Genomic DNA, 24,398 nt, shown 5'->3' with positions numbered 1-24,398 from the left:
GACTGCTAGAGGGCGTTATGTACTTTCGTGCCAGATTTGTACAGTAATGAGGGCTGACGCCTGCACGCAAACCGTATCCCCCTGATGTATCAGACGAAGAATGGTCTCCGGTTGTCCCGTATCTGGTCCTGATGCGCGAGGATGCGGAACAACGGCATCATGCCTTGCGCGAACTGTTCAATGGATTGCGTTACGTGATCCGCTACAGAATTGCCTGGCGCGCCATGCCGAATGACCTTCCACCGTGGTCGGCGGTCTGCCAGCAATCCCGTCGCTGGATGGAGGCAGGTTGTTTTGACGCGTTGGTATCTGATCTGCGTGCCGTGCTGCGTATCGCTTCTGGCCGCAGGGTGGAGCCAACGGCAGCCATTCTCGACAGCCGGACATTACGTTCGACGCCGGAAAGCGGTTCCCACGCCGGATAGGATGGGGTCAGGCGCAAAAAGGGCTCAAAGCTGCACATGACCGTACACACGCCGGGACATCTTCTGGCCCTGCATGTCACGCCAGCCGGTCGGCATGATCGCGCCGAGGTGGGGCGCCTTCCCGCCGCCATTCAGGATGCGACGGACGGGAGCGTTGAACTGGCCTCTGTCGCCGGCAAGAAACCTGCCGGGGCAGCACGGGCCCTGGAGATCGCCCTTGAGGTTATCAGGTTGCCCGAGGCCAAACGTGGCTTTATCCTGCTACAGCGCCGATGGGTCGAGGAAGGATTTTACCGCCTCGGCATACACCAACCGACAGCAGCGACGGGTCTGTCGCCCCGGCGGTCTGGCAAGGCACCATCAGCCATGCCTGATCAAATGCCACTGCATCACTGACAACCCGCCGCGCCTACAGCGTGGCGTGCGTCAGGCCATGGAGCCGTGCAGCCTTGGAGGGCCAGTCAATCTATCCTGGCGCGGATCCGCATCATGGCTGGAATGGTGCCGGAAGGGTTGAAATCAGGGCGGCAGAACCGCATGGTCATGCCTCATGCCCGACCCCGACAGGGCAGGAAAGGATCGCATGCACTCCCTCCTCCGCGCCGATACGCTTGAAACGTGCCTCCTGACACGCAGCCAGTACAACATCATCATGGACCTGAAGGAAATTGACGGCCTGCACGGCATATGGGAGCGCATGGGCCGCGTACGCGCCAACCCCGCTTCCAACCTGCCCGATCTGTGGATTGAGGTTGAAACCACGGAGTACATGGCCGAGGGCCTGCTGTTATACTGCCCCATGGCAACAGACCCGGACGGCACCACCACATTCGACCTTGATAACGTGCTGATGGTCCTTGGGCGCTATGAGGATGTCACCACCATTCCCGGCTGGCTTGCGCCCGAACGCACGCTGTACCGCATTGATGCCAGCAGGCTGCTGCCAGATGAAGTCGAGCTTGACCCGGTTGTATACGACTGAATCCTTCAGAATGGATCAAAATTTCTGGTAAAGCCTTGTTCCCAAAAGCGTCTACAGGCTGCGGGCCGCCTGCACGAACGCTTCAATCAATGCAGGCGACTTGATGCCCGGGGCCGTCTCCACCCCGGATGAGACATCCACCGCCCGCGCCCCGCTGCGCATCACCGCCTCACGCACGTTATCGGGCCGCAGGCCACCGGCCAGCATCCACGGCACGGGTGCCTGCCAGCCCCCGGTCAGGCTCCAGTCAAAGGCCTGAGCATTGCCGCCGGGGCGCTGTGCGCCTGCGGGCGGGCGGGATTCAATCACAAGCCCATCCACCGCGCAGGCCTGTGGCAGGTCATCGCGGGTAGCAATACCGGCAGCCAGCCACACCTTCATGCCAAAGCGCGCGCGGATGGCGGCGGCACGGGCGGCGGTATCATAGATCTGCAACCCGTCCAGCCTGACAGTATCCAGCACGTGACGGATCTCGTCATCCGTCGGGCGGACGAACAGGCCAATGGCGCGTGGGCCATCAGGCGGCAGGTGGCGCGCCAGCGGGAAGGCCTGCGCGGCCGTGACATGGCGGGGCGAGCGGCTGAAGAACACGAACCCCACCCAGTCGGCCCCGGCAGCGCAGGCGGCATCGAGTCCCGCCTCGTCACGGATGCCGCATATCTTGACCCTGACTGTCATTGTGGTTCCGCCACTACTTTAAAGTTTAAAAGTTTTTGGGTGCCGCCTTTTTCAAAAAGGCGGCGTTCTTTCAAAGCTTTTTCACGAAAGCGCCGTTTCCAGTTCGGCGGCAATCGCAGCAGCGGCAGCGGCGGGGTCAGCAGCACGGGTAATGGGGCGGCCCACCACAATCCAGTCGGCCCCGGCAGCACTGGCCTGTGCGGGGGTCATGACCCGCTTCTGGTCGCCCAGAGCGCTGCCTGCGGGGCGAATGCCGGGCACCACCAGCACAGGCGCATCACCCAGTGCCGCACGCAGCGGCGCGATCTCGTGCGAGGAACAGACCAGCCCATCCGCCCCGGAGTCCATGGCCAGCGCGCCAAGGCGCAGCACCTGCGCCACCACGCTGCCTTCCACCCCGGTTTCATGCAGGGCGGCTTCATCCATGCTGGTCAGCACGGTCACGGCCAGCAGGAGCGGGCGGGCATCTGCGGGAAAGGTCTCGTCAATCGCCTTGCGGGCGGCGGCAATCATGGCGCGGCCACCACTGGCATGGATGGTCAGCATGGCAGGGCGGAGTGCTGCAAGGCTGCCAATGGCCGAGGCCACGGTGTTGGGAATGTCGTGCAGCTTGAGGTCAAGGAAGAGCGGGCTTCCGCCTGCCGCCTCGCGCACCGCATCAAGCCCGCAGGCATAGGTGAACTCAAGCCCCAGCTTGACCATGCAGGCAGGCCCTGCCACCTGCTCGCGCCAGCTTACGGCCTGCGCGGTGTCCTTGGTGTCGAGGGCAACGATCAGGCGGGTGGACCGTCCATGGCTCATTGGCGGCGCTCCAGTGGCAAAAATGGCGGGTTGGTCAGGATCAGGACTGCTCGGGCGGTTTGGGCAGCTGCGGGGCGGCCTCAGCGGTTGGGGCCGCCTCGGGCGCGGGCGGCGTCTCGACCGGCTGGGGCGCGGCGTAGGCCTTGAGCATGGGGGAATTGGCCGGGGCCGATGTCAGGCCCGGCGGGCGGGTCGGCGCATCGGTATCAGGCAGGCTGGCGCGCAGGGTGCGCAGTTCCTGCTCGGCGCGGCGCGCGCGGCGGATCTGGCGCAGCACCACGATCCAGACACTGGCCGAGCCGGTGGCATAGAACAGGGCAGCCACCAGCAGTGCGAGCACGCCGGGCGATGACGTCCATTTCCACTGCAGCCATGACAGTTCCACGGGCGCCTGGTTGCAGGCCGCGAAAATGATGAGTGCCACGGTCACGGGCAGGGTAATGAAAAGACGGATCATGATCCTGTTTCCCTACCCCCAACAACCAGTGCCTGCAAGAAAATCAATTCATGCGGCGCTGCCTTGATCGGGCAGCACGGGCATGGTTGCCTGTATCACACAGGGCGCAGGGAGCGAGGCAATGGGCAAGGTTGTCGTTTTTCGCAACACGGCGCGGCGTGATGAATCCTGGGCGGTTGAAGCCCGCACCGGGCGCAGGACGTGCATCGCCAGTATCTATGCCACCCGTGCCGCGGCCGAAGCCGATTGCGCGTGGCGCACCAGCCAGGTCGCGGCTTACCGCGCCTTCCTTGAGCGCAATGCGGTGGCCGTGCCGCAATACAGCATCCGCCCCTATCGCCGTGCCGACCTGCCCCGCGCGTGGCGTCCCCTGCCCGCGCTGGGCTTCCTGCACGGGCAGTGCCGGTAAGAGACTGTTTGAAAAGTTAAGCAATCATAAGGAAGTTTTTGGTGAAGCTTTTTTCAAAAAGCTTCGAAGAACGCCGCCTTTTTGAAAAAAGGCGGCACCCAAACTTTTGTTGTTTTTTATCAATAAGTTGTTTTCAGGCGCCGCCATGGCGGCATTCATCACAGGCGTATGTATCCCATAATGATGAGAAGAAGTCTCGTGCCTGCGTACGCAATTCCCTGAAATCACAGAAGAATACGTCCTTCGATGTTTCAAAGGAGACGGGATAGGCCGTCTGGACAAAATCCCTTTCTCCACAAACAATATAATATTCATGGGAACTGAAAAACAACCTGACCATATCTTTTGAGAAAATGGAAAATTCAAGACCACAATTTTCATTCATGGCGTGAAATATGGATTTTTTATTGCACTGTACTGTTTCGATCCGGCTTTCCTCCGCTTTGAGCGGAAGCGAAAAAACATAGAGTTCATGCTGATCGTACCGACTGAAGGCTTTTTCAATCCATTCGCAGCCAACAAGGCCAGGATGCTCGCGCACGATGACACAGCACCAGTTTCTGGCCCTGATGAGGTCAGCCGACAGGCAGGCATGCTCAAAATCAAAAATATCGTGCGGGTCAATGCCATGCATCATGTCTTCTGCCTTACCATAGCGTTGCCAGTCGGGGTTGAGGCGGCATCCTTGACGGCCCGTACGATCCGCTGCTGTCATACGCGCCGCCCGCGCGCGTGCTGGCGGTATAGTATAAAGCGCGGTCTGGCCCATGAACACACCCGCCAATGGCAGCTAACGGAGATTCCATGACCGCGCCCGCCCATTCCCTTTCTCCCGTTCTGGAACAGGCCGACCGCACGCTCGATGCGGCCCTTGAGCGGCTTTTTGCCTTCCTGCGCATTCCCAGCATTTCCACCCAGCCCGAACATGCCGATGACTGCCGCCGTGCCGCACAATGGCTGCGCGATGAACTCGATGGCCTCGGCTTTGACGTGACCCTGCACGAAACCCCCGGCCACCCCATTCTTGTCGCCCATGACCGCACGCCGCCCGCAGGCCCGCATGTGCTGTTCTATGGCCATTACGACGTGCAGCCCGTCGACCCGCTGGAACTGTGGGAGAGCGGGCCGTTCGAGCCGAAGCTGGTCACGGGAGAAAATGGCGCGAAATGCATCGTGGCCCGGGGTGCTTCGGATGACAAAGGTCAGGTCATGACCTTTATCGAGGCCATCCGCGCCATTCGCGCAACAGGCGGGCAGATGCCGGTGCGCATTTCGCTGCTGATCGAGGGCGAGGAAGAATGCGGCGGCCCCAGCCTGCTGCCCTTCATGGAAACGCATCGCACGGAACTGCGCGCCGATGTGGGCCTGATCTGCGATACCGCGATGCTGCCCGGCGTGCCCGCCATCACCACCACGCTGCGCGGCATGCTTGGCGAGGAGGTGCATCTGCGCTGCGCCAGCCGCGACCTGCATTCGGGCATTTACGGCAATGCCGCGCGCAACCCCGCCGAGGTGCTGTGCCAGATCCTGTCCTCCATCCGTGATGAGGCGACCGGCCGGGTCACGCTGCCCGGCTTTTACGCGGGCGTGCAGGAGTCGGCCCCCGAACTGCGCGCGCGCTGGCGCGAGATTGCGCCTGATGACGCGACCTTTCTGGGTGAAGTCGGGCTGTCACGCCCGGCGGGTGAAAAAGGCTACACCGCCATCGAGCAGACATGGTGCAGGCCGAGCTTCGAGATCAATGGCATTTCCAGCGGTTATACGGGCGCAGGCTTCAAGACCGTGCTGCCCGGCGAGGCCGTGGCCAAGGTGTCGTTCCGGCTCGTCGCCGGGCAGGATCCTGTGCATATCCGCCAGGCTTTCTGCAGTCATGTCCGCAACATGGTGCCTGATGACTGCACGGTCACGTTTACGCCCTGCGGCGGATCGGTGGCCAGCGCCCTGCCCGATGATGCCTTTGGCCTGCAACCCGCCCTCGACGCTCTGGGCGCTGAGTGGAACACGCCTGCGGTGACCATCGGCTGTGGCGGCTCGATCCCGGTGGCCGCCGACATGCAGCGCGTGCTGGGCATGCCCGCCCTGCTGGTGGGTTTTGCGCTTGATGATGACCGCGCCCATTCGCCCAACGAGAAATACGACCTGGCCGCCTTCCACAAGGGCATGCGCTCATGGATCCGCATCCTGCACGCCATGGCCGCGACCGATGCCTGAGCCCACGCCCCCCCTTGCCCTGACCATGGGCGACCCCGCCGGGATCGGGCCGGAAATCACCGCGGACGCCTGGCGGGCCATGCGGGCTGGCGCCACGGCCTTTGCCGTGATTGGCGATGCGGCCCTGATCGGGCGCCATGGGGTGAACGTGCGCGAGATTGGCAGCATTGGCGAGGCCGCGGGCGTGTTTGCCGATGCCGTGCCGGTGCTGCCGGTCACGCTGGCCGCCCCGGTTCACCCCGGCCAGCCGGACAGCCGCAACGCGGATGCCATCACCACCTCCATCGCGCGCGCGGTGGAACTCGCCCGCCACGAGCACGCGGCGGGCGTGGTGACCAACCCCATCAGCAAGATCGTGCTGAAAAAGGCGGGGTTCGCCTATCCCGGCCATACGGAATACCTTGCCGCCCTGTGCAACGTGCCGGGGCGCGAGGTGATGATGCTGGCCTGCCCGGAACTGCGCGTGGTGCCCGTTACCATCCATGTCAGCCTACGCCGGGCGCTTGATGACCTCACGACCGAAGGCATCATCGCCGCCACCCGCACCACCCATGCGGCCCTGATGCGTGATTTTGGTATCAAGCACCCACGCATCGCCATGGCCGGGCTGAACCCGCATGCGGGCGAAAGCGGCACCATGGGCACGGAAGAACAGACCATCATCATCCCCGCCATCGAGGCGCTGCGCGCGCACGGCATGGATGTGAGCGGCCCGTGGCCACCGGATACGATGTTCACGCCCCCCGCCCGCGCGCGCTATGACGTGGCGATGTGCATGTATCATGACCAGGCGCTGATCCCGCTCAAGACCATCGACATGACGCAGGGGGTCAACACCACGCTGGGCCTGCCCATCATCCGCACATCGCCCGATCACGGCACCGCCTTCGATATTGCAGGCCACGGCACGGCTGACCCCTCAAGCCTTGTCGCGGCCCTGCGCATGGCCATGCAGATGGCCGAACACAGGAACAGGTCATGAGCGCATCTTCTCCCGCCCCGATCCGGCTGGGCGTGAACATCGATCACGTCGCCACCGTGCGCAACGCGCGCGGCGGCACGCATCCCGACCCGGTCAGGGCCGCCCTGCTGGCCCAGAAATCAGGCGCTGATGGTATTACCGCGCACCTGCGCGAGGACCGCCGCCACATCCGCGATGCCGACCTCGAGCGCCTGCGCGCGGAACTGGCCATTCCCCTGAACATGGAAATGGCGGCGACCGACGAGATGACCACCATCGCCACCCGCCTGCACCCGCATGCCTGCTGCCTGGTGCCTGAACGCAGGCAGGAAGTCACGACCGAGGGCGGGCTGGACGTGCTGGGCCAGGCCGAGACGCTGGCCCCGCGCATTGCACGGCTCAATGACGCAGGCATCCGCGTCTCGCTGTTCATCGACCCCGACGCCGCGCAGATTGAAACTGCGGCAAAACTGGGTGCCGCCGTGGTTGAACTGCATACCGGCGCCTATGCCGATGCGCCCGATGCTGCCGCCCGCGCGGTGGAACTCGGCCGCCTGACCACGGGGGCCACCCATGCCGCGCGTTGCGGGCTGGAAGTGCATGCGGGCCACGGCCTGACTTACGATAACGTGCCCCCCATCGCAGCCCTGCCGCAGGTGATGGAACTCAATATCGGGCATTTCCTGATCGGGCAGGCCATTTTTGACGGGCTGCCCACGGTCATCGGGCACATGAAGGCCGTGATTGCTGCGGCGCGGGCGTGAGAGACCACGGCAAGACAGAGAGAAGTTCTTGGATGCTGCCTTTTTTCAAGAAGGCAGCGTTCTTCGAAGCTTTTTGAAAAAAGCTTCACCAAAAACTTTTATGATTTCAGTGTTTTACTGGGCCTGCCTTTTCAGGCAGTCTCTAAAGGCAGGCCCCTCCGCCCGGTTCAGCATCAGCCGCCCGTGCCACCCACGGTCAGCCCGGTCATTTTGAGGGTGGGCTGGCCCACGCCCACCGGCACGCCCTGACCTGCCTTGCCGCAGGTGCCGATGCCGGGGTCAAGGGCGGGTTCGCCGCCAATCATGGTCACCTTGGTCATGGCATCCGCGCCATTGCCAATCAGGGTGGCGCCGCGCACGGGGGATGTGATCCTGCCATCCTCGATCATGTAGGCCTCGGACGCGGCAAACACGAACTTGCCCGAGGTGATATCCACCTGCCCGCCGCCAAAGTTGACGGCATACAGGCCGCGCTTCGTGCTGCGGATCATGTCCTCGGTCGTGGCGTCGCCGCCGAGCATGATGGTGTTGGTCATGCGCGGCATGGGGGCATGGGCGTATGACTGGCGGCGGCCATTGCCGGTGGGGGCAACGCCCATCAGGCGGGCGTTGAGGCGGTCCTGCAGGTAGCCGGTCAGGATGCCATCCTCGATCATGACCGTGCGGCCCGTTGGCGTACCTTCATCATCAATGGTCAGGCTGCCGCGCCGCTCGGGAATGGTACCATCATCGACCACGGTCACGCCGGGGGCCGCGACGCGCTGGCCCATCAACCCGGCAAAGGCGGATGTGCCCTTGCGGTTGAAATCACCCTCAAGCCCGTGGCCCACGGCCTCATGCAGCAGGATGCCGGGCCAGCCCGCGCCCAGCACCACCTCCATCTCGCCCGCGGGCGCGGGGCGGGCATCAAGGTTGACCAGCGCCATGCGCAGGGCTTCGTCCACCGCGTTCTTCCACACTTCGGGGGCAAGCAGGCGGCTATAGGCATAACGCCCGCCCAGCCCGTGCCCGCCACTCTCGCGCCGTCCGTCCTGCTCCACCACCACCGACACGTTGAGCCGCACCAGCGGGCGGATATCGGCCATGCGCTGCCCGTCGGGCCGCAGGATCTGGATGGCCTGCCACTCCGCCGAGATCGACGCCATCACCTGCACCACGCGCGGGTCACGCGCGCGGGCATAGGCATCGAGCTCCGACAGCATGGCTGCACGCGTGGCGAATTCGCCCTCCGCCAGCGGGTTGATGTCGGGGTAGAGGCGGTGATTGGTTGAACGGGGGCCTGCGGCCAGCGTGCCCGAACGGCCCGCGCGCACCTGGCTTACGGTCTCGGCCGCGCGGCGGATCGCGCTTTCGCTGATTTCATCGGAATGGGCGAAGCCGGTTTCCGTCTCCAGCACGGCCCGCAGGCCGAAGCCTGATGACGTATCGAAGGTAGCGGAGCGGATGACACCTTCATCAAGCGAAATGCCTTCGCTTTCACGATATTCTAGGAAAAGCTCGCCATCATCCATCCCTTCAAGCGCCTGCTGCACGAGGCGCTCGGCATCGGGGCGGCCAAGGCGGGCACCGGCGCGTTCAAAGAACAGGGCATCGGTTGTGGCCAGCGGGGTAAGACCCTGAAGGGATGAGGGCATGAAAAGACGACTCCGGTTTGGCGGAACAGAAAAAAACACGAACGCTCAGGCCGCGCAGGCCGGGAGGACAGACAGCATAGCCGGTTTCGCACCCTCTGGAAAAGCAGGGACATGTTCATGACAGCCACCATGCCTGAAAATGAACTTCCCTCCATCTGCATGGTTTCCCTTTGTGGTAGGCGGGCAAGGCAGGGCATGGTGCGGGGATCATATTTATCTTTTTATTATCTGGAGAATTGGCGTCTCGTGAAAGTTTTACTCCTGTGCGGTTCAAACCTGTCCCGGTCCGCGCCCCGTCAGGCCGGGCTCGTGCTGGCCAGCCTTCTTTACGCGGGTGCGCCCGCACTGGCCCAGACAGCGCCTGAGTCCACGCAGGCCACGCCCGCTGCCCAGACGCCTCCGGTCCAGCCTCCCGCTGCCATCCCGTCCGCGCCCACCGGCACGGAACGGACAGCAGCGGCACCATCAGCCCCTGCTCCCGCCGCAAGCCCGGACACGGCGGGGGAGCAGATCTATTCGGTGCCAACGCCCGAACCGCTTTCAGGGAGCGGAAGCATGCCACCTGCGCCCACCACCACGCCGCCACAGGCCCCACCGGGTACTGCTACACCCGCCATGCAAGCCGGCGGCAGCGCGCCCGCGACACCGCAGGAGGGAAGCACCCCGGCCATGCCGGCTAGCCCGGGCAGCGCCGACCATGCCGATGCCACCCCGCCGGGCACCCAGCCTGCCCAGACCATGCACAAGGATGGCCCGGCATCGAGCGGCAGCAGCCCGGTCCCGCCAGCCGATGCCCTGCTGTCCGATGCCGCAGCACTCGCGGCCCTGGCACAGGACCTGCGCCCGCCCTCGATCGCCCTCGATGGCCTGTTCCAGGCCATCGGTGAGGCGCATATCTACACCGATGCCAAGACCGCGGCCGACGCCATACCCGATGAAGCGCCCGCCGACCTGATGGCGCAGTACAACCTTGCCCGCCAGCGCCCTGATTTCTCGCTCAAGGATTTCGTGGCCCAGCACTTCACCCTGCCCGAGCGCAAGACCGTCTCCTACCAGCGCACGCCCGATGAAAACGTGCGCGACTACATCGTGGGCATGTGGGAAGTGCTCAGCCGCCCGCCCGACACGCAGGTGGCCTACTCCTCGCAACTGCCGCTCCCCTTCACCTACGTGGTGCCCGGCGGCCGTTTCAGTGAGCTGTATTACTGGGACAGCTACTTCACCATGATCGGGCTGTACGAAAACCAGAAGATCGACCTCATGCGCGACATGGTGCGCGACATGGCCTCGATGATCGACCGGTACGGCCATATCCCCAACGGCAGCCGCACCTATTACCTCAGCCGCTCGCAGGCACCGTTCTTCTCGCTGATGGTCGACCTGCTGGCCATGCATGATGGCCAGGTGGCCTACACCACCTTCCTGCCCGAACTGCAGGCGGAATACGACTACTGGATGGACGGGCAGGATTCGGTCGCCCCCGGTGGCGCCTACCGCCATGTGGTGCGCCTGCCCGATGGCACGATCATGAACCGCCACTGGGATGACCGCGACACCCCGCGTGATGAAAGCTACCCGCAGGACATCGCCACGGCCGCTGAATCCGGCCGCCCCAAGAACGAGGTGTACCGCGATCTCCGCGCAGGCTCCGAGACGGGGTGGGACTTCAGCTCGCGCTGGCTGGCGGATGGGCATACGCTCTCCACCATCCACACCACGGAACTGCTGACCGTGGAACTCAACTTCCTCATCCCGCACCTGCAGCAGACCCTGGCCCACGCCTATGACCTGAAGGGCAACAAGGAAGAGGCCGCCCGCTACGCGCATCTGGCCGAAGAGCGCATCAACGCGGCACAGCGCATCCTGTGGGATGAGCGCCGCGCGGCCTATATCGATTATGACTGGAAAAAGGGGGAATCGACCTCCATCCTGTCAGGCGCCACGGTCGTGCCGCTGTTCCTGCAGATGGCAACGCCCGAGCAGGCCAAGGCCGTATCGGAAACCGTGCGCAAGAACCTGCTCAAGGTAGGCGGCCTGATCGCCACCGAGCGCACCAATAGCGGCCAGCAATGGGATTCACCCAATGGCTGGGCCCCGCTGCAGTGGATGGCGGTCAAGGGCTTCAACCAGTATGGCTATGACCAGCTTGCCAGCGACATCGCGGCGCGCTGGATGGGCCGCGTGATCGGCACCTACGAAAAATCGGGCGTGCTGCTGGAAAAATATGACGTGGTCAATCCCTATATCAGCCCCAAGGGCGGCAAGGGCGGCGGCGAATACCCGATGCAGATCGGCTTTGGCTGGACCAACGGCACGCTGCTTGGCCTGATGAACCGCTACCCGCAGAACACCCGCGTGGTGCTTGACCGCAACCCGGCGGCGGACCAGCCCTCGCCCCTGCCCCTGCCGCCCATGAACGCCTATGGCGTGCAGAGCGATGCCGATGCGCTGAACCGCTACACCCACCAGCCCACCGTGACCCTGGCCCCGCGCCCGGTGGCGCCCACCCCCACGCTGCCGCAGGTTTCGAGCGTGGGGGCCAGCGCGCCGACCGCAGCCACCGAAATGCCCCCCAGCCCGGCGGCCACGCAGGAGACAGCGCCTGCCGATGCCCCCGCCACACCGCCTGCTGAAGCACCCGCGGCAAGCGCCACCCCGGCGGAAATCGCGACACCTCCGGCCCAGGCCTCACAGCCTGCTGCAAACGCCCCTGCCACGCCTGCGGCACAGGGCACGACCAGTGCTGCGCCCGCTTCCGCGCCTGCGGCCAGTCAGCCCGCGCCGTCAACGGCGCCTGAAGCCACCACGCCACCCGCGGCCCAACCGGCACCGGCCGCGCCGTCCAGCGATGCGACAGCGCCTGCCAACCAGCAGGCCGCCCCCGCAAGCCCGGCCACGCCGCCACAACCGGCCCAGCCGTAAAAAGACACAGGGGGAAGACCGGCAGGTCCTCCCCCTTTTTTTAACGGAAGCCACAAAGGCGTTTCTGGTGAAGCGTGTTTTCAATACGAAAACAGGCCGACCACCCAAGGGCGATCGGCCTGCAAATCTGGTCGGAGTGAGAGGATTCGAACCTCCGGCCCCTGCGTCCCGAACACAGTGCTCTACCAGGCTGAGCTACACTCCGTTGCACGCGGCTATACTAGCCTGCTCCCTTTTGCGCAAGGGGATAGATGAAAAGTTTTACAGCGTCGTGACCGCATCACGCACGCCTGATGGCGCGGGGAGTGCGGCAAGGGCGGCCATGAGGGTTGCCACATCCGGCACCACCGCAAACAGGTCGCGCGCGCTTGGCGAGGCGAACCCGTCCTCGATACAGGCATCGATCATGGCCAGCAGCGGGTCGGCCCAGCCTGCGATGTTGACGATGTAGATCGGCTTGTCATGCTGGCGCAGCTGCCGCCATGTCATGATCTCGATCGTCTCGTCAAACGTGCCCAGGCCGCCGGGCATGACCACAAAGGCATCCGAGCACGCAAACATGCGCGCCTTGCGGTCATGCATGCTCTCGGTCACGGTCAGGTCGGTCACACCTTCATGCATGATCTCGCGTGAATGCAGGAAGCGCGGGATCACGCCCGTCACATTGCCCCCTGCCGCCAGCGTGGCATCGGCCACCGTGCCCATGAGGCCGACATGCCCCCCCCCATAGACCAGCCGCACCCCCGCCTGCCCCAGCGCCGTGCCCAGCGCACGCGACTGGGCGGCATATTCCGGCCTTGAGCCGAAACGTGATCCACAAAAAACCGCTACAGATGAAATCTGCATCTATCCTGCTCAGCTCCCGCAAGGTTGGTCACGCGCCGCGCACCTTTCAGCGCGGCAGGAATTTCAATGCCATGGTGACACCCACGCCCGCCAGCGTAAACAGCGCCGAGACCAGAAACAGCGCCCCGTAGCCCATTGTCTGGATCACCAGCCCCAGCAGCGGGCCGGACAGCCCCACGGCAATATCCAGAAACACGGAAAAAGCCCCCAGCGCCGCCCCCCGGTTCTCCGCCCCCACGCGGCCCACGGCCAGCACCCCCATGGCGGGGAATACCAGCGAGAACCCGGCCCCGGTCAGCGCCGCGCCAAGGGCTGCGCCCTCCACGCTCGAGCACTGCCACAAAACGCCCAGGCCCAGCGTTTCCACCAGCAGGGAAATGAGGGTAACCTGCAACCCGCCCCGGCGGTCGATCTGCCGGGCGAACAAAAAGCGCATCATCACGAAGGTCAGGCCAAAACCGGCCAGCGCCACGGCGGCGCCATTCCAGTTGTTATGGGCATAGAACAGTGCAAGGCAGGCGGAAATGGTGCCAAACCCCACCGACCCGCAGGCCAGCACCGCGCCATGGGGCAGCACGCGCATGAATACCTGCCCGAACGGCATGGGCGGTGCCTTGGCAGGCACGGGCGGCACGGGCGCATACTGCCGCGCCAGCACGAAACCGAACAGCGTCAGCCCCGCCGAGAGCGCGCCCACCAGCGTCAGCCCCCCATAGGGCATGGGCAGGCCGGACAGGATCTGCCCGATCGGCGCGCCAAGGGCGATGCCGCCATAGGAGGTCACGCCATTCCACGAGATGACCTGCGCGGTGCGCCCTGCCCCCACGCGGCCGATATTCCACATGATGGCGCCCGTTGCCGTCCAGCTTTCGCCTATGCCCAGCAGCACGCGGCTCAGGATCAGCAGCCCGACCGACAGCGTGGCAAAATGCAGCAGCACGCCCGAGGCCAGCAGCATCAGCCCCGAGAACGTGCACATGGCCAGCCCCACGATGACCGTGGGCTTGGCGCCGCGCCGGTCGGTCTGCCGCCCCGCGCCTGCGCGCGAGGCGAAGGTGGCGAGATACTGCACCGAGACCGCCATGCCCGCGAGCACGGTATTATAGCCCAGCACCTGATGCACAAAAACGGGAATAACCGCCATCGGCAGGCCGATATCGATGTAGCACAGCAGATTGAACAGCACGACGGGCAGTATCCGCCGTGTCGGTGACGCCGATGATGCCTGCGGCCCGGTCATGATATGCCTGCACTCCCCTTGGAAAAACGAACGCACCACACCGGCGCGCATGACAACCCTGATTTCCCGCGCCGCAAAAGGGCTTGGGCACAACGCCAGATACGGCTTATGGAAAAAACTGAAAAACCAACCCGCACCCATTCGTTCCCGCACCACAGCCCCGTGCAGGATGCATGGACACGCCTCAACCGGCCACGAAGGAGACAGGTTTCATGACGCAACGCCCCACCCCCGATGCAGGCGGCTACACCACGCTTTCAACCCGCACGGCCTATGAAAACCCCTGGACCCGCGTGCGCGAGGACATCATCCTGCGCCCCAATGGCCGCGAAGGGTTGTATGGCGTGGTGGAGCGCGGTGATTTTGTCGTGATCCTGCCCTTGTGGGAAGGCCCCGAAGGCCCCCGCGTCACCCTGATCCGCCAATACCGCTATCCCATACAAAAGCGGATGTGGGAACTGCCCATGGGCATGTGGGAAAACCGCCCCGATGCCACGCCGGAAGAGGTGGCACGCGGCGAACTGCGCGAGGAAACCGGCATCATGGCCGCCCAGATGCGCGATGCGGGGCTGATGTATCAGGGCGCGGGCTACACCACCCAGAAGGGCCGCGCCTTCCTGGCCACCGGGCTGACGCAGGGCAGCCACCAGCGCGAGGAAACGGAAGAGGACATTACCTGCCACACCGTAACCCTGCCCGAGATGGAGGCGATGATCCTGGACGGGCGGATCACCTGCATGGTCACGATCGCGGCATTTGGCCTGATCCGGGCGCGTGGCTGGATCTGAACCCCGTGGGTAGCGTGAACCCGAAAGAGTTTTCGGGTACCGCCTTTTTTAAAAAAGGCGGTGTTCTTCGAAGCTTTTCCGAAAAAAGCTTCACCAAAAACTTTTTCCTTTTATCAGGGCCTGTTTGGAATTGATTTTTCACAAGGGCCCTGGTGTGCTTCAAACTGCATATGGATCGCTTGATATTGACGGATGCCCAATGGGCGAAAATGGAACCGCTGTGCCTTGGCAAGCAAACGGATCGGGGACGCAGCGGGAAGGATAACCGGCTCTTCATCGAGGCGGTCTTATGGATAGCCCGGACAGGCAGTCCATGGCAGGATCTGCCGACGTATTTCGGACATTGGAACTCGGTCTATTCCCGTTACAGGGACTGGATGAAAGCCGGTGTTTTCAAACGGCTTTTTGAAGCTGTCTCTGACGAAGCCGATATGGAATACGCGATGATCGATGGCACGGTGGTCCGGGTTCACCGCCATGGCCAGGGCGCAAAAGGGGGACCAGAAGCCAGGCGATCGGACGCAGCGTGACGGGATGGTCAACCAAGATCATCGCCATGACCGACGCCCTGGGTAATCTGGTCCGCTTCACTCTCATCCCCGGTCAGCATTACGACACGGTCGGCGTTGCTCCCCTTCTTGAACCAGCAGATTTCGGGGCACTTCTTGCCGACAGGGCGTTCGACGTCCACTGGATCGTGGACGCCATACGGGCGCAGGGGGCCCGCGTGGTTATTCCCCAGCGCAAAAATCGTCTCGACAGACGCCCGTTCGATAAAGCCCTGTTCAAGGCGCGCCATCTCATCGAGAACTTCTTCTGCAAGCTCAAGGAGTTCAAGCGCATCGCCACGCGGAGCGACAAGACAGACAGATCATTCGCAGCCATGATCCATCTGGTCGCCGCAGTCATCAATTCACGATAATTCCCAACAGGGCCCAATATTTCAGTTTGAAACGCCCTGATCGTGCCGCAGCGGCGTCAGGTAGCGCTCAAGGTTGACGCGCAGCGGCATGAGGTAGGTATTGCCGCCCGCGCGGGCCACGACATCCATCATCCGTCGGGCGAAGGTGATGTTGGCCTCCAGCGTGGGCTCGAACTCGTGGGGGAAGATGACGTGGTTCGTCGTCTCCCAATACGAGCGCGACTTGGGCCCGACCACGGGCGAGATGCCCCAGAACACGTTTTCCCCATGCAGCCAGTTCATGCACAGGTCGAGCATGGGCAGGTCGAATATGGGCTGGGTGAAGAAGCCGATGGCACCGGCTTCCTTCTTGCGCTCAATGGCTTCCATTTCCTGATACGGCGCGCGGCGATACGGGTCGAACGCGGCATAGACATCAAGATGCGGCGCCTCGCGGCGATAACGCGCAATCACGCTCTCGCTGCTGTTGGGATAGGTGCGGTGGCGCAGGTCCGATGGCGGGTCGCCCTTGACCACCAGCACTTCGCGCAGGTCAGGATCATCCGCGCCCGGCAGGGGCGCGTCGGGCGCAATATCGATGGCGCGGACATGCGGCACCACGCGCGCAAAAACCGGGCGCACCAGACGCGCCGCCTCCCAACTGCGCAGCGGGAAGCGCAGCAGGTCGGGGATATTGATCATCCCCGCATCGGGAAACAGCCGGGCGACTTCATTGGCATCACGCAGCAGGGTTTCCGCATCACGCGGGATCAGTTCAACGGATGTCAGGGTCATGAGCGTGCCTGCCCTGTCACGATCAGCCGGGCGGCATCAAGCGTGTTGCGCAGCAGGCAGGCAATGGTCATCGGTCCCACGCCACCGGGCACGGGGGTGATCAGGCCCGCGCGCTCTACCACCTCGTCAAACTTCACATCGCCCACCAGCCGCGTCTTGCCCGAAGGCAGCGTGATGCGCGAAATGCCCACATCGATCACCGTCGCACCCGGCTTGATCCAGTCACCGCGCACCAGTTCACGCACGCCCGTCGCCACCACCACGATATCGGCCTGGCGGGCCAGGGCCGCCGTATCGCGCGTGTCGATATGCGCCACGGTGACGGTGCAGCCCTCCTGCAAAAGCAGTTCGGCCATGGGACGGCCCACGAGGTTCGAGGCCCCGATCACCAGCGCGTCCTTGCCACGCATGTCACCCACGTAATGGCGCAGCAGCAGCAGGCAGCCCAGCGGCGTGCACGGCACGATGCCCGGCAGCCCCAGCGCCAGCCGGCCTGCATTGACCACGCCCAGCCCGTCCACGTCCTTTTCAGGCGCAATGGCGTTGGTCACGGCCACGGGGTCAAGCCCCGCAGGCAGGGGCAACTGCACGAGGATGCCGTGGATCTCGGGATCGACATTGAGCCGCGCGATCAGGCTGAGCAGTTCCTCCTGCGCGGTGGTGGCGGGCAGCATGTGCATGAACGAGCGCATGCCCGCCCGATGGGTCTGGAGCGCCTTGTTGCGCACATAGACCTCGCTGGCGGGGTCATTGCCCACCAGCACCACGGCAAGGCCGGGGGTGACGTGGTGCTTTTCATAAAAGGCACTGACATCGGCTGCGATATCCTGTGTAAGGCGGGCGGCGAAGCCCTTGCCATCAATCAGGCGCGCGCGAGACGACCCCTGGGCATCGGATAGTGCTGGACCGGTCATCATCCCCTCCGGAAACGAACATGCAATGCGTGCAGATACGGCAAGAAGCCCTGCCACGACAATCAGGGTGGGCCGTTTTTTTAAGGAAACGGGAGTAAAGCCGCCGTTTTTCCTGGCCGTGACCGCCTGCCTGCCCGAATGCAGGCAGGAACACTCCGGCTGCATCTGGCGTTAACGTGGTGGCATCCGTGCATATGGCCGGACAGTTCCTTTTCCTTTGGATAAAACCATGTCGAAGCCCGTTCTTGTTGTCGGTGCGGGGCCTGTCGGCCTGATCATGGCCGCCGAACTGGCCCGGTACGGCATGCCTGTCAGGATTATCGACAGGCTGGCGGCCCGCACCACGCAATCGCGCGCCCTTGCCATCTGGCCCCGGACACTGGAACTGCTTGATGCAGCGGGCTGTGCCGATGCGTTTATGGCCACCGGGCTGCGTGCGGATGCCGTGAGCATTCATGCGGGCAACAGGACACTGGCCCGGATCCCGTTCGGCACGATCGCCTCCTCCTTCAATTACCTGCTGATGATCCCGCAATCGGAAACCGAACGGTTGCTGGCAGGCCATCTCGGGGCTTTTGGCCATACCGTCGAACGTGAAACCGAACTGACCGACTTCGTTGGCGGGGATGACGGTGTGTCCTGCACGCTCAGGCATGCGGACGGCAGGATCGAGACCGTGGAAGCGGCCTGGCTTGTTGGATGCGATGGTGCGCATTCCCTTGTGCGCAGCAGGCTGGGCCTTGCCTTTGAGGGAGACACGCTGCCCACGGGATTTGTCATTGCTGACGTGCATGTGGCCGGCCTTGCGATCCCGCCAGACGAGCCAGCGATTTTCTGGCATCCGGATGGCGCTGTCATGTTCTTTCCGATCTCGCGGGGGCATTACCGTATCATCGCCGATCTCGGTTCGATTGCATTACATATGCCTGACCTTGGGGAAATGCAGGCAATTGTTGACCGGCGGGGACCGGGCGGGGTCATCCTGTCCGATCCGGTATGGCTGTCGGATTTCGGGGTCAATGAACGCAAGGTCAGGGATTACCGCAAGGGCCGCGCATTCCTGGCTGGCGATGCAGCCCATATTCATAGTCCGGCCGGTGGTCAGGGCATGAACATGGGCATGCAGGATGCCTTCAATCTTGCGTGGAAGCTGGCCCTTGTCGAGCGGCAGGACGCCAGCCCGTGGCTGCTGGACAGTTACAGTAGCGAACGCAGCGGCGTTGCGCGGCAGATCCTGTCGGATTCCAGCCGCATGACCAGAATTGTCCTGCTCAGAAGCCCTCTGGCGCAGAGGGTGCGCAATTTCATTGTAAAGCAGGGCTTCCGCATTCCCGTAGTCCGCCGTGCCGTTGCCAATCGGCTTTCCGGAATCCTGATCGACTACCCGGACAGCCCTCTCAACATGGGTTCAGCCCGGGGGCTACGTGGCCCCGGGCCGGGGCAGCGACTGGTTTCACGATGCAGTTCCAAACAAGGCAATAGGCCGCCCCGCTTTGTGCTTGCGGCCAGAAACAGCGCCGAAGCGCGAGCCATGATCGCACGCCATCCAGCCCTGCTGATGCCCGAACCATGCCTGCCACCGGATGAAAACGGTATCTGGCTGATACGACCCGATGGCTACGTCGCTGCTGCTGCGAAAAGTGGGAACTGGACGGTCATCGACATGGCCCTGACTGGTGTGGCAGGCGATCGGAACATCAGGACTTGTGATGAAATTGAGAGACATTGATGGTGCCCGGTTATGAAACCGGATGGGCGGTAGTCGTCCTCATCTACGACATTAACCACGGCCGCCATCATGTCCGGTTTGGGCCGGGAGAACGAACCCGCTGCGCGGGATTGGTGCGGTGTGCAGGCCTGTCACCACGGTGTGAGCGATCTGTTTTATTTGGAACTGTCCTGATCGGGCCAAGCACTCTGGCTTCTTCCCACCAGAAGGAGCCGGATGATGACAGAGTCCCTGTGCATTGCTGCAATCAGTCCCCTTCGCCAGCGCCTGCTTGATGACATGGCGGTGCGGCGGTTCTCCCGGGAGACGCAGCGCAATTACCTTCGCGATGTCGGCCGTTTCGCCACGTTTCTGGGCCGCTCACCCCACACGGGACTGTCAGGAATTTCGTGTAAGAGGCGTTGTTCACGTTATTGATCAGACGGTGGCGCGGGCGAAGCGGTCACCGAAGAGAATGGCGAACTGGGCTTTTGCCATAGACCATTCCCTTGGGGGCATGATCCATTCTTTCTCGGCCCGGTTCAAGGCCAGAAAGAGGAGCTTGAGAGCCGCGTCGTCATTGGGGAAATGCCCTCTGGCCCGGACGGCCCGCCTGAGCTTGGCGTTCAGCGCTTCTATGGCATTGGTCGTATAGACCAGTTTCCGGACGTCGGCAGGGAAGGCGTAGAAGGGAATGACCTCCTCCCAGGCCCGCTCCCAGGACTGGACGATCGCTGCGTATTTCCGACCCCAGGGGCTTTCGGCAAAGGCGGCCAGGGCGGTTTTTCCAGTCTCGGCGTCCACCGCCCGGTAGATATCCTTCAGAGCCGTGGCCACGGATTTGCGGTCTTTCCAGGCGACGAAATCCAGCGAATGGCGCAGCAGATGAACGATGCAGGTCTGCACAAGGGCTTCGGGAAAAACCGCGCGGATGGCGTCGGGAAAGCCCTTGAGCCCGTCAACCACGGCCAGCAGGATATCCTCGACGCCACGATGGCGTAGCTCGTTCATGACACGGAGCCAGAATTTGGCGCCCTCGTTCTGCTCGATCCACAGGCCGAGGACCTCCTTCGTGCCGTCGGCGCGTATGCCCAGGGCGATATGCACCGCCTTGTTGCGCACCATGCCTTCGTCACGGATCTTCACCCGCAGGGCATCGAAGAACACCACCGGATAGACCACCTCCAGCGGCCGGTTCTGCCAGGCTGCCACTTCGTCCAGAACGGCGTCAGTGATGACGCTGATCAGGTCCGGCGAAGCTTCCATCCCATAGATTTCAAGCAGATGGCCCTGGATCTCACGTACGCTCATCCCACGCGCATACATCGAGATGATCCGATCGTCGAAGCCGGGAAACCGCCGCCGGTAGCGGGCGATCAGTTGCGGATCGAACGTTCCCGCCCGATCACGGGGGATGTCCAGCCGTACCCGACCGGCATCCGTCAGCACCGTCTTCTGCCCATAGCCATTGCGACAGTTCGGGCGACCAGCCACAGTCTCGCCGTCCAGATGGTGGTCCAGTTCGGCGTTGAGCAACCGCTCCGCCAGGGCTTTCTTCATATCGCCCAGAAGGGCATCTGCGTCTGACATCGTGCGGACCACGCGGCCAGCCAGAACCTGGTCCAGAACATCGTCAGGGATGATGGGTTTCTTGCGTCGGGCCATGATGCTGCTCCTTCTTTCGCATCAAACGCCCAAACACGAAATTTAGGATAGGCCCCCCCACACGGCAACAGTCAAGGATGTGCGCCAGTTCCAGATTGCGCAGAACGCGGCTGGCATGCCGACACCGACCATGAATGCCATCGTGTCGGCGCTCCGGTTTTTCTTCACCCAGACACTCGACCGCCCCGACCTTGCACGCAAGCTGGTCCGGGTAGCGCAGCCCCGCAACCTGCCCGTCGTGCTGAGCCGCGATGAAGTTGCCCGGTTGCTCAACGCGACCGTATGCCTCAAGCATCAGGCCGCCCTGTCGGTCGCCTACGGGGCAGGCCTGCGGGTGGCCGAGGTCGCAGCTCTCAAGATCAGCGATATCGACAGCGAGCGCATGCTGCTCAGGGTCGAACGGGGCAAAGGGGGACGATATCGCAACGCCATGCTTCCGGCAGACCTTCTGCCCCTGCTGCGGGAGTGGTGGAAGGCCGGACGCCAGCAGGGCGTGATGCATTCCGGTGGCTGGCTTTTTCCCGGGCAGGATACCATGAGGCCCATCAGCACACGGCAGCTCCATCGTGTGGTTGTCGATGCCGCGCGGGCTGCTGCGATCACCAGACGTGTGGGGCCTCATACCCTGCGGCACAGCTTTGCCACGCACCTGCTTGAGGATGGTGTCGATGTCCGCGTGATCCAGGTTCTGCTGGGTCATTCCCGCCTGGAGACCACGGCCCTTTATACAAAAGTTGCGACACGGACCGTGCGGGCCGTCATCAGTCCGCTCGACAGGCTGGGCATGCTGGCGACAACGCAGGCGAGGCCCGACGGCTGATCCCCGGGCGGGGGCGGTCATGTCCGCCTCCCTCGAACTGGGGGACATCTTCCGGGCTGCCGGCCCTGCCTGGCGGTCAGCCCATGCCGGCCGTCTCCCCCTGCAGCAGCTCAAGGTCATGTCGGCGATCGAACACTGCCGCACGGCGGCCCTTGGTGGTCATGTCGCGGCCTGCGGGGACTGTGGACACTGGCGGATCGCCTATAACAGCTGCCGCAACCGTCATTGTCCGCGCTGCCAGGGGAACGCCGCGCGGACATGGCTGGCCGAGCGGGAGGCCGATCTGCTGCCGGTCGGGTATTTCCATGTCGTCTTCACCCTACCTGCGCGGATCGCCGACATCGCGCTCCAGAACAAGGCCGTTCTCTACGCCCTGCTGTTCCAGGCCGCCTCGGAGACGATGATGACGATCGCCGCCGATCCCCGGCATCTGGGCGCGCGCATCGGCATCACCGCCGTGCTGCACAGCTGGGGTTCGGCGCTGACCCACCATCCCCATGTGCACATGATCGTGCCGGGCGGCGGCCTGTCGCCCGATGGCCAGCGCTGGATCTCATCGCGCCCGGCTTTCCTGCTGCCCGTTCGCGTGCTGGGCAAACTGTTCCGCCGCCTGTTCCTGACCCGGCTGCGCGCACTTTTCGATGCCGACCGGCTGGCCTTCCGGGGGCAGCTTGCCCCTCTGGCAGACCGCCGTGCCTTTCTGCGGTATCTGGCGCCTGTGCGCAGCACGCGCTGGGTCGTCTACGCCAAACCTCCTTTTGCCGGTCCCAAAGCGGTACTGGCCTACCTGTCGCGCTATACCCATCGCGTCGCCATATCGAACCGCCGCCTCCTGGCGTTCAACGAAAACGGTGTGACGTTCCGCTACAAGGACTACCGGCGGGATACGGCCCATCAGCAGCAGGTCATGACACTCGCCACGGATGAGTTCATTCGCCGCTTCATGCTGCATGTCCTGCCCCGGGGATTTCATCGCATCCGCCATTATGGCCTGCTGGCCAGTTCCAGCCGCAAGGCCAGCCTCGCCCGGGTGCGGGAACTGCTGAATGTCATATCCACACCAGCGCCGGAAGTCCGGGAAGCCGAACCGGTTACGCCACCGCCGTGCCCATGCTGTGGTGGTCCGATGGTCGTCATCCAGATCCTTCCCCGATGGTGCCAGCCCCGAGGACCACCACGGGCGACTGATCCGGCCGGGGGATCACCATGACAGCCCGCAGAGATTACAGCATGACCGATCCCGATATCGGAGTGGCATCGCTCCGACAAACCGTATCTCCTGTACGCATCACTGGAAAACCCGGGAAAATCGCTGCCTATACTGCCAGTTCTGACATCGCGTCATGCAGATCCGGTCACAAAAACCCGTTCCAGTTCCACAAACGCACCTGTATGCTCTGGCTCAGCCTCTCCCCCGGGGTGGCGCCAGTTGCAAATTCCCCATAACTGAGTCCCGGTGTCGCGGGTTCGGTCTTCCCAGACTTTCGTACGCCTCGCGGCGCCCGAAACCCTTCAGGGGATAGCAGAATGACTGCTACCCGATAATAGTATGATAAAATCGGCCTTATGAGCGAATGTTCTGCTCTCTGCGCTCTCAAAAGCATCTACCAATCGAATGAGTTACCATTGGAAGTTTTTTCAAACTCGGCTTGATGTGCTTTCAAATAGACTTTCGTTTGATCTTGAAAATGTATCCTCACGCCTTGCGGAATACGTAAATTATCAAGATCATTTTTTTCAATGCGTCCATTAACTCGCATGGTACCATCATTTTTGAATGTTACGAGGTATTCGTCAAATAATGCATCAAGAGATGCGGCCAACAAAATTCCATTATGAACATCGAGTCTTTCAATATCGTTGGAATGCTTCCACGCTTTGATATGCGAAGCCCGAAGGACTTCAGGTATCCTGCATCCAGTGACCGCGCATGTATTATTCCAGCGCTCAAGAAGGTTCTCACGAAATTGTCCTTGCCCAACACGTGCATTCACAAGACGCTGCTTTATCGTTTCGCTTACGTCTGATTTGAGAATATCTGTAATATCATGCGCTATTGCAGTGTCTTCTAGCAGCCTGTCGGGTTGGGGTACCCAGTGAAGGGGTAAGGTTGTAAGGTGGTGAGATGAGCAGCTTCATCCCGTTTGACCGGTCTCAGCCGTATCTTCTGCCGCCTGATCTGAAGTCGTGGCTTCCGGCTGACGATATGGCGCATTTCGTTGTCGCAGCCGTTGAGCGGGTTCCGATGAGTGCGTTCTGCGTGCCAGTGCGCACGGGAGGCAAGGCGCAGTATCATCCGCGCCTGATGCTCGCACTTCTGATCGTCAGCTATGCAAACGGGATTTTGGGCCTATCCTAAATTTCGTGTTTGGGCGTTTGATGCGAAAGAAGGAGCAGCATCATGGCCCGACGCAAGAAACCCATCATCCCTGACGATGTTCTGGACCAGGTTCTGGCTGGCCGCGTGGTCCGCACAA

22 protein-coding genes, 1 tRNA gene and 2 pseudogenes are annotated in these 24,398 nt (G+C 63.0%); 13 read left to right on the top strand and 12 right to left on the bottom strand.

Annotated features, from left to right (window positions below):
- Positions 1-53: 53 nt before the first annotated feature.
- Together GXY01S_RS13555 and GXY01S_RS13550 are read left to right on the top strand one after the other, a co-directional pair.
- Positions 54-710 (top strand): annotated as a pseudogene (locus tag GXY01S_RS13555) (transposase); the annotation flags it as partial.
- A gap of 298 nt (positions 711-1,008) precedes the next feature.
- On the top strand, positions 1,009-1,407 hold the full coding sequence (locus tag GXY01S_RS13550; protein ID WP_061275893.1) for a hypothetical protein: 399 nt from the start codon (positions 1,009-1,011) through the stop codon (positions 1,405-1,407).
- A 51-nt stretch (positions 1,408-1,458) separates the two neighbouring features.
- Here GXY01S_RS13550 and GXY01S_RS13545 read toward each other — a convergent pair whose 3' ends face one another.
- The 3 genes from GXY01S_RS13545 to GXY01S_RS13535 all read right to left on the bottom strand — a co-directional run bounded on the left by GXY01S_RS13545 (position 1,459) and on the right by GXY01S_RS13535 (position 3,343).
- Complete coding sequence (locus tag GXY01S_RS13545; RefSeq protein WP_061275891.1) at positions 1,459-2,085, bottom strand: phosphoribosylanthranilate isomerase; 627 nt, start codon at positions 2,083-2,085, stop codon at positions 1,459-1,461.
- Positions 2,086-2,166: 81 nt separating this feature from the next.
- Entirely contained in the window at positions 2,167-2,886 is a 720-nt protein-coding gene (gene pyrF, locus GXY01S_RS13540) for an orotidine-5'-phosphate decarboxylase (RefSeq protein ID WP_061275889.1), read from the bottom strand.
- Between the two features lie 40 nt (positions 2,887-2,926).
- The gene (locus GXY01S_RS13535) at positions 2,927-3,343 is read right to left on the bottom strand and encodes a LapA family protein (RefSeq protein ID WP_061275887.1); all 417 of its coding nucleotides are present in this window, start codon (positions 3,341-3,343) and stop codon (positions 2,927-2,929) included.
- Positions 3,344-3,464: 121 nt separating this feature from the next.
- On the opposite strand from GXY01S_RS13535, the gene GXY01S_RS13530 reads away from it, so the two are divergent.
- Positions 3,465-3,752, top strand: coding sequence for a hypothetical protein (locus GXY01S_RS13530; RefSeq protein ID WP_061275885.1), 288 nt, complete (start codon positions 3,465-3,467; stop codon positions 3,750-3,752).
- A gap of 133 nt (positions 3,753-3,885) precedes the next feature.
- Here the strand turns inward: GXY01S_RS13530 and GXY01S_RS13525 are convergent, their stop codons facing one another.
- Positions 3,886-4,521, bottom strand: a complete 636-nt coding sequence (locus tag GXY01S_RS13525; protein WP_146222792.1) for a hypothetical protein — start codon at positions 4,519-4,521, stop codon at positions 3,886-3,888.
- 35 nt (positions 4,522-4,556) lie between these two features.
- Between GXY01S_RS13525 and GXY01S_RS13520 the strand changes: the two genes are divergently transcribed.
- Genes GXY01S_RS13520 through GXY01S_RS13510 form a run of 3 tightly spaced genes read left to right on the top strand, consistent with a single transcriptional unit; the run spans position 4,557 to position 7,688 of the window.
- On the top strand, positions 4,557-5,963 hold the full coding sequence (locus GXY01S_RS13520) for a M20/M25/M40 family metallo-hydrolase (protein ID WP_061275882.1): 1,407 nt from the start codon (positions 4,557-4,559) through the stop codon (positions 5,961-5,963).
- Positions 5,956-6,945 (top strand): 4-hydroxythreonine-4-phosphate dehydrogenase PdxA, encoded by a 990-nt coding sequence (pdxA, locus tag GXY01S_RS13515; protein ID WP_061275880.1) that lies wholly within the window; start codon positions 5,956-5,958, stop codon positions 6,943-6,945. Before GXY01S_RS13520 ends, pdxA begins: the two co-directional genes overlap by 8 nt.
- Positions 6,942-7,688 (top strand): pyridoxine 5'-phosphate synthase, encoded by a 747-nt coding sequence (locus GXY01S_RS13510; protein ID WP_061275878.1) that lies wholly within the window; start codon positions 6,942-6,944, stop codon positions 7,686-7,688. Before pdxA ends, GXY01S_RS13510 begins: the two co-directional genes overlap by 4 nt.
- A 173-nt stretch (positions 7,689-7,861) precedes the next feature.
- On the opposite strand, the gene tldD is transcribed toward GXY01S_RS13510, so the two are convergent.
- Positions 7,862-9,322 carry a metalloprotease TldD gene (tldD, locus tag GXY01S_RS13505; RefSeq protein ID WP_061275876.1) on the bottom strand — a complete coding sequence of 487 codons (1,461 nt, stop codon included), beginning with the start codon at positions 9,320-9,322 and terminating at the stop codon, positions 7,862-7,864.
- Between the two features lie 555 nt (positions 9,323-9,877).
- On the opposite strand from tldD, the gene treF reads away from it, so the two are divergent.
- Complete coding sequence (treF, locus tag GXY01S_RS13500; protein WP_370664439.1) at positions 9,878-12,244, top strand: alpha,alpha-trehalase TreF; 2,367 nt, start codon at positions 9,878-9,880, stop codon at positions 12,242-12,244.
- 128 nt (positions 12,245-12,372) lie between these two features.
- Here treF and GXY01S_RS13495 read toward each other — a convergent pair.
- The 3 genes from GXY01S_RS13495 to GXY01S_RS13485 all read right to left on the bottom strand — a co-directional run bounded on the left by GXY01S_RS13495 (position 12,373) and on the right by GXY01S_RS13485 (position 14,330).
- A tRNA-Pro gene (locus GXY01S_RS13495) sits at positions 12,373-12,449 on the bottom strand.
- Between the two features lie 56 nt (positions 12,450-12,505).
- Positions 12,506-13,090 (bottom strand): LOG family protein, encoded by a 585-nt coding sequence (locus GXY01S_RS13490; protein WP_061275872.1) that lies wholly within the window; start codon positions 13,088-13,090, stop codon positions 12,506-12,508.
- A 46-nt stretch (positions 13,091-13,136) separates the two neighbouring features.
- Positions 13,137-14,330: an MFS transporter gene (locus tag GXY01S_RS13485; protein WP_061275901.1), complete on the bottom strand. Its 1,194-nt coding sequence runs from the start codon at positions 14,328-14,330 to the stop codon at positions 13,137-13,139.
- Positions 14,331-14,542: 212 nt separating this feature from the next.
- Here GXY01S_RS13485 and GXY01S_RS13480 point away from each other — a divergent pair, with 212 nt between their 5' ends.
- Positions 14,543-15,118 carry an NUDIX domain-containing protein gene (locus GXY01S_RS13480; protein WP_061275870.1) on the top strand — a complete coding sequence of 192 codons (576 nt, stop codon included), beginning with the start codon at positions 14,543-14,545 and terminating at the stop codon, positions 15,116-15,118.
- Between the two features lie 170 nt (positions 15,119-15,288).
- A protein-coding gene (locus tag GXY01S_RS17355; RefSeq protein ID WP_110570443.1) for an IS5 family transposase occupies positions 15,289-16,040 on the top strand; the annotation gives its coding sequence in 2 pieces (ribosomal slippage) (positions 15,289-15,619 and positions 15,619-16,040; 753 coding nt in all).
- Positions 16,041-16,061: 21 nt separating this feature from the next.
- On the opposite strand, the gene GXY01S_RS13465 is transcribed toward GXY01S_RS17355, so the two are convergent.
- Both GXY01S_RS13465 and folD read right to left on the bottom strand, forming a co-directional pair.
- Positions 16,062-16,814, bottom strand: coding sequence for a methylenetetrahydrofolate reductase (locus GXY01S_RS13465; protein ID WP_061275868.1), 753 nt, complete (start codon positions 16,812-16,814; stop codon positions 16,062-16,064).
- Positions 16,811-17,728, bottom strand: coding sequence for a bifunctional methylenetetrahydrofolate dehydrogenase/methenyltetrahydrofolate cyclohydrolase FolD (gene folD / locus GXY01S_RS13460; protein WP_061275895.1), 918 nt, complete (start codon positions 17,726-17,728; stop codon positions 16,811-16,813). Before folD ends, GXY01S_RS13465 begins: the two co-directional genes overlap by 4 nt.
- Positions 17,729-17,957: 229 nt before the next feature.
- On the opposite strand from folD, the gene GXY01S_RS13455 reads away from it, so the two are divergent.
- Entirely contained in the window at positions 17,958-19,457 is a 1,500-nt protein-coding gene (locus GXY01S_RS13455) for an FAD-dependent monooxygenase (protein WP_061275866.1), read from the top strand.
- 417 nt (positions 19,458-19,874) lie between these two features.
- Here the strand turns inward: GXY01S_RS13455 and GXY01S_RS13450 are convergent, their stop codons facing one another.
- Positions 19,875-21,101 (bottom strand): IS256 family transposase, encoded by a 1,227-nt coding sequence (locus tag GXY01S_RS13450; RefSeq protein ID WP_061275864.1) that lies wholly within the window; start codon positions 21,099-21,101, stop codon positions 19,875-19,877.
- 79 nt (positions 21,102-21,180) lie between these two features.
- Here GXY01S_RS13450 and GXY01S_RS13445 point away from each other — a divergent pair, with 79 nt between their 5' ends.
- On the top strand, positions 21,181-21,921 hold the full coding sequence (locus GXY01S_RS13445; protein WP_255210448.1) for a tyrosine-type recombinase/integrase: 741 nt from the start codon (positions 21,181-21,183) through the stop codon (positions 21,919-21,921).
- 19 nt (positions 21,922-21,940) lie between these two features.
- Positions 21,941-23,131 (top strand): IS91 family transposase, encoded by a 1,191-nt coding sequence (locus GXY01S_RS13440; protein WP_061275862.1) that lies wholly within the window; start codon positions 21,941-21,943, stop codon positions 23,129-23,131.
- A 394-nt stretch (positions 23,132-23,525) separates the two neighbouring features.
- On the opposite strand, the gene GXY01S_RS17345 is transcribed toward GXY01S_RS13440, so the two are convergent.
- Positions 23,526-23,915 carry an HNH endonuclease gene (locus tag GXY01S_RS17345; RefSeq protein WP_169797748.1) on the bottom strand — a complete coding sequence of 130 codons (390 nt, stop codon included), beginning with the start codon at positions 23,913-23,915 and terminating at the stop codon, positions 23,526-23,528.
- A gap of 131 nt (positions 23,916-24,046) precedes the next feature.
- Between GXY01S_RS17345 and GXY01S_RS13430 the strand changes: the two are divergent.
- Positions 24,047-24,265: pseudogene (locus GXY01S_RS13430) on the top strand (IS5/IS1182 family transposase); the annotation flags it as partial.
- Between the last annotated feature and the right edge of the window lie 133 nt (positions 24,266-24,398).

Source organism: Komagataeibacter xylinus NBRC 15237 (genome assembly GCF_001571345.1).
Taxonomy (GTDB): Bacteria; Pseudomonadota; Alphaproteobacteria; order Acetobacterales; family Acetobacteraceae; genus Komagataeibacter; species Komagataeibacter xylinus.
This window is presented reverse-complemented; position numbering and strand designations above follow the sequence as displayed.